The 4,141-nt window shown below is 70.8% G+C and carries 2 protein-coding genes and 2 pseudogenes; 3 read left to right on the top strand and 1 reads right to left on the bottom strand.

Annotated elements, in window-relative coordinates; genetic code table 11:
- Positions 1-643: pseudogene (locus AOK03_RS38445) on the top strand (serine/threonine protein kinase); the annotation flags it as partial.
- A 75-nt stretch (positions 644-718) separates the two neighbouring features.
- A complete protein-coding gene (locus AOK03_RS38440) occupies positions 719-2,380 on the top strand; it encodes a PstS family phosphate ABC transporter substrate-binding protein (protein WP_079075237.1) in 1,662 nt (553 codons plus the stop codon).
- Here the strand turns inward: AOK03_RS38440 and AOK03_RS38435 are convergent.
- Positions 2,364-3,647 carry an adenylosuccinate synthase gene (locus AOK03_RS38435; RefSeq protein WP_055569995.1) on the bottom strand — a complete coding sequence of 428 codons (1,284 nt, stop codon included), beginning with the start codon at positions 3,645-3,647 and terminating at the stop codon, positions 2,364-2,366. The genes AOK03_RS38440 and AOK03_RS38435 overlap by 17 nt on opposite strands.
- 175 nt (positions 3,648-3,822) lie before the next feature.
- Here AOK03_RS38435 and AOK03_RS38430 point away from each other — a divergent pair.
- Positions 3,823-4,141 (top strand): annotated as a pseudogene (locus tag AOK03_RS38430) (diacylglycerol kinase); the annotation flags it as partial.

Here is a 4,141-nt window from a genome sequence, read left to right as displayed (position 1 = left end):
CCACCAGGCTCCCCCCGGCTTCGGGCCCACTCCCCCGTACGGGCCCGTCCCGCCGCCCGAGCCGCCGCGGCGCAGCGCGCGTTCGACCGCCGCGCTGATCGTCGTCGCGTTGATAGTGGCCATCGGAGCGGGCGGCACGGTCTACGCCGTCATGAACGGCGACGGCACCGAGGACAAGCAGAGCGCCGAAGCGGCCGGGAACAGTGCCGACAGCGCCCCGAAGACGCCGGGGTCCACCTCGCCGAGCCCCGGGCCGAGCAGTCCGGACCCCTCCGCCTCCGACGCGGACGAAGGCACCGTCCCGGACAAGTACCTGGGCACCTGGTCCGGCGGCCTCGACACCGACGACGGCCACAGCACCCGCGAACTCACCCTCCAGCAGGGCGAGGTGGGCGACACCGTGCTGTCGGTGACCGCGGACGGACCTGCCGACGGCGGCGGCACCTACCACTGCGTCTTCCAGGGCAAGCTGGTGTCCGCCTCCGACGAGCGTCTGCGCATAGGCCCCACCGAGGTCACCGTCGGCGAACCCATGACGTCCTGCACGCCCGGCGACCCGAGCGTCGTCACCATCCTCGGCAACGGCAAGCTGCGGCGCGCCAACACGGACGGCAGCGGCGAGTTGACGTACGACAAGAACTGAACCGGCGGCGAACAGCGGCCGACGGAACGGGAAATCCGGCCCCGGGCGCCACCGCGCCGCCTACCGTCACCGCCCATGGAATGGTTGAGCGCCGAGAACACCATCGCCGTGCTCACGGCTGTCCTCGGCCTCGCCGCCACCGTCGGCGCGCTCTGGTACGAGCGGCGGGTGCCGCGCCGCAAGCGCATCGGCTATCGCGTCCAGCTGGACACGGCCATAGGCGACAACGTCCGCACCGGCGGCGCCAACACGCGCCTCGGCCTGTTCGACGAGACCCCCGAGATGTCGGACGCCACGCTCGTCCTGCTGCGCGTCGAGAACGACGGCTCGCAGGCCGTCTCCGACGCCGACTACAGCGGGCGCGCCCTGCACGGCCTCACCGCGGTCTTCACCGGACGCACCGTCCGCGGCCTCGCCGTCACCGCGCCGAGCGGCGACGACCACCTGATGGAGCACTTCACCCCGGCCGCGGGCCTGCGGTACGAGGGCAGCACCCTGCACATCCCGCGCGTCCCGCTCAACCGGGGCCAGCACTACAAGCTCCTGGTGCTGCTCACCGGCGGGCCCGTCGGCGGCGACGTCACCCTGTCCGGCGGCATCCAGGCCGGTGACGTGCAGCCCAACCGCTCCACCACCCTCGACGGCAAGCCGCCGCTGCTGTCCCGGCCCGCGCAGCTCCTGACCGTGCTGCTCACCCTGTCCGTGGTCACGCTTGCCTCGATCATCCTGCTGCGGGAGGACGACCCGCCGCCGATCGAGTGCGCGACGGGCGAGCTGACGGTGCTCGGCTCGACGGCGTTCGCACCGGTCGCCGAGGAGCTCGCCGAGAAGTACGAGGAGGACTGCCCCGGCTCCGACATCACCGTCAGCGCGCACGGCAGCGCGTCGGGCGTGCGCGAACTCGACGACTCGGGGCGGAAGTTCGGCCGGTCCGGGGGCGGGAAGGGGGCGCCGCCCCTCCTCGCCTTCTCCGACGGGCCCAGGTCCGACGGCCTCCCGCGGCTGGCCGAGACCCGCGTGGCGGTCTCCGTCTTCGCACTGGTCCTCAACGACCGCGTACCGCTGCGGAATCTGACCCTGCCCCAGGTGCGCCGCCTCTACCGCGGCGACGTACGCAACTGGAAGGAGCTCGGCGGGCCCGACCTGCCCGTCGTCCTGGTCAGCCGCGGCTCCAGCTCCGGGACCCGCGACACGCTCCAGCGCCGGGTCCTGGGCGGCAGCTTCGAGATCAAGGCGTCGTCCGACGACTGCCTGAGCAAGGACGACGCGTCCGTCCCCGTCACCCGCTGCGAACTCGACTCCACCGACCAGGTCATCGACGCCGTCGGCCGCATCCCCGGCGCCATCGGCTACAGCGAGCTCCGCGCCGCCGCCGGGCTCAAGGGCCTGCACCGGCTCGACCTGGAAGGCCACGCCCCCTCCGCCGAACAGCTGGTGAAGAGCGGCTACCCCTACCGCGAGATCGAGTACGCCTACACGTACGGCCTGCCGCCCGCCGACTCCCTCGCCGCGGGGTTCCTCGCCTACGCCCGCGGCACCGGCCTCGACGTCATCCGCACGCACGGCCATCTGCCGTGCGCGACGCCGGAGGGGCTGCGGGTATGCGGAGAGGGGCGCCCCGGCAGCAGTGCCGGGGCGCCCCTCTCACCGAGCTCGGACGAGCCGCCGAACCCGGACGCGTCACCGAGCTCGGACGAGTCGCCGAGCCCGGACGAGCGGGCTACACGAACGAATTGATCTCGATCGTCTCCGTACGGCCCGGGCCCACGCCGATCGCGGAGATCGGAGCGCCGGACATCTCCTCCAGCGCCTTCACGTAACCCTGCGCGTTCTTCGGCAGGTCGGAGAACGTCTGGGCCTTGGTGATGTCCTCGGACCAGCCCGGCAGCATCTCGTAGATCGGCTTCGCGTGGTGGAAGTCGGTCTGGTTGTACGGGAGCTCCTCGACGCGCTTGCCGTCGATCTCGTACGCCACGCAGACCGGGATCTGCTCCCAGCCGGTGAGGACGTCGAGCTTCGTGAGGAAGAAGTCCGTCAGACCGTTGACGCGCGTCGCGTAACGGGCGATCGGGGCGTCGAACCAGCCGCAGCGGCGGTCCCGTCCCGTGGTCACGCCGCGCTCGCCGCCGATGGTGCGCAGCGCCTCGCCGTCCGCGTCGAACAGCTCCGTCGGGAACGGGCCCGCGCCGACGCGGGTCGTGTACGCCTTCAGGATGCCGATGACCCGGGTGATCTTCGTCGGGCCCACGCCCGTACCCGTGCAGGCGCCGCCCGCGGTCGGGTTCGAGGAGGTGACGAAGGGGTACGTGCCGTGGTCCACGTCCAGGAGCGTGCCCTGGCCGCCCTCGAACAGGACGACCTTGTCCTCGTCGAGCGCGTTGTTGAGGATCAGGGTGGTGTCGGCGACGTACTGCTTGATGTTCTCGCCGTGCTCCAGGAGCTGCTCGACGATCTGCTCGGCCTCGATGGCGCGACGGTTGAAGACCTTGGTGAGCAGCTGGTTCTTCTGCTCCAGGGCCGCCTCGACCTTCTGCTGCAGAATCGACTCGTCATAGAGGTCCTGCACGCGGATGCCGGTGCGGTTGATCTTGTCGGCGTAGGTCGGGCCGATGCCGCGGCCCGTCGTGCCGATCTTGCGCTTGCCGAGGAAACGCTCCGAGACCTTGTCCACGGTGACGTTGTACGGCGTGATGATGTGCGCGTTACCGCTGATGAGCAGCTTCGACGTGTCGACGCCGCGCTCGTTCAGACCGCTCAGCTCGGAGAGCAGGACCGACGGGTCGACGACGACTCCGTTGCCGATGACAGGCACGCAGTCCGGGGAGAGAATCCCGGAAGGGAGGAGATGCAGCGCGTACTTCTGGTCGCCGACGACGACCGTGTGGCCGGCGTTGTTGCCGCCCTGATAGCGCACCACATAGTCCACGGAGCCACCGAGCAGGTCAGTGGCCTTTCCCTTGCCTTCGTCACCCCACTGAGCACCGAGCAGCACAAGTGCGGGCACAGGCGTACACCCCTTCCGGGCGGGGCATGTCCAAGGTCTGGGGCCGTAGCCGCCGATGGGTGTGCCTTGGATGCTGCCCCGGAATAGACGAAGCCCCTGGCGCAATAGCGCAAGGGGCTCTTGCACAAAGATGCTACCCGAGGTCTCAAAGAACGGCTAAAAGAAAGGGCGCACGTTGTCGGCTCGCGACCAGCTCCTAGTCGTCATCGACCCGGTCGCCCGGCGCACGGACGGTGAGTCGGTCCGGATCGCGAAGGATGTGCTCGGTGCGGGCGCGGCGGTTCGGGTCTGTCTCCCCGAAGGCCCCGAGGACTTCACGAAAGCGCTGGTCAGGAGGGGTGCGAGGCGGCTCGTGGTGGTCGGCGACGATCGGGCGCTGCTGCGGGCGGTGGGCGTCCTCCACCGGGAGCGGGACCTTGCCGGGTGCGGGCTCTCGGTCGTCCCCGTGGGGGCCGCGCAGACGCTGACGCGGGGGCTGGGGGTGCCTGCGGGGG

Origin of the sequence: Streptomyces atriruber (assembly GCF_001418325.1) — a bacterium.
Lineage (GTDB): Bacteria > Actinomycetota > Actinomycetes > Streptomycetales > Streptomycetaceae > Streptomyces > Streptomyces atriruber.
Note: the sequence above shows the minus strand (reverse complement) of the source record. Positions and strands in the feature narration are given on the sequence as shown.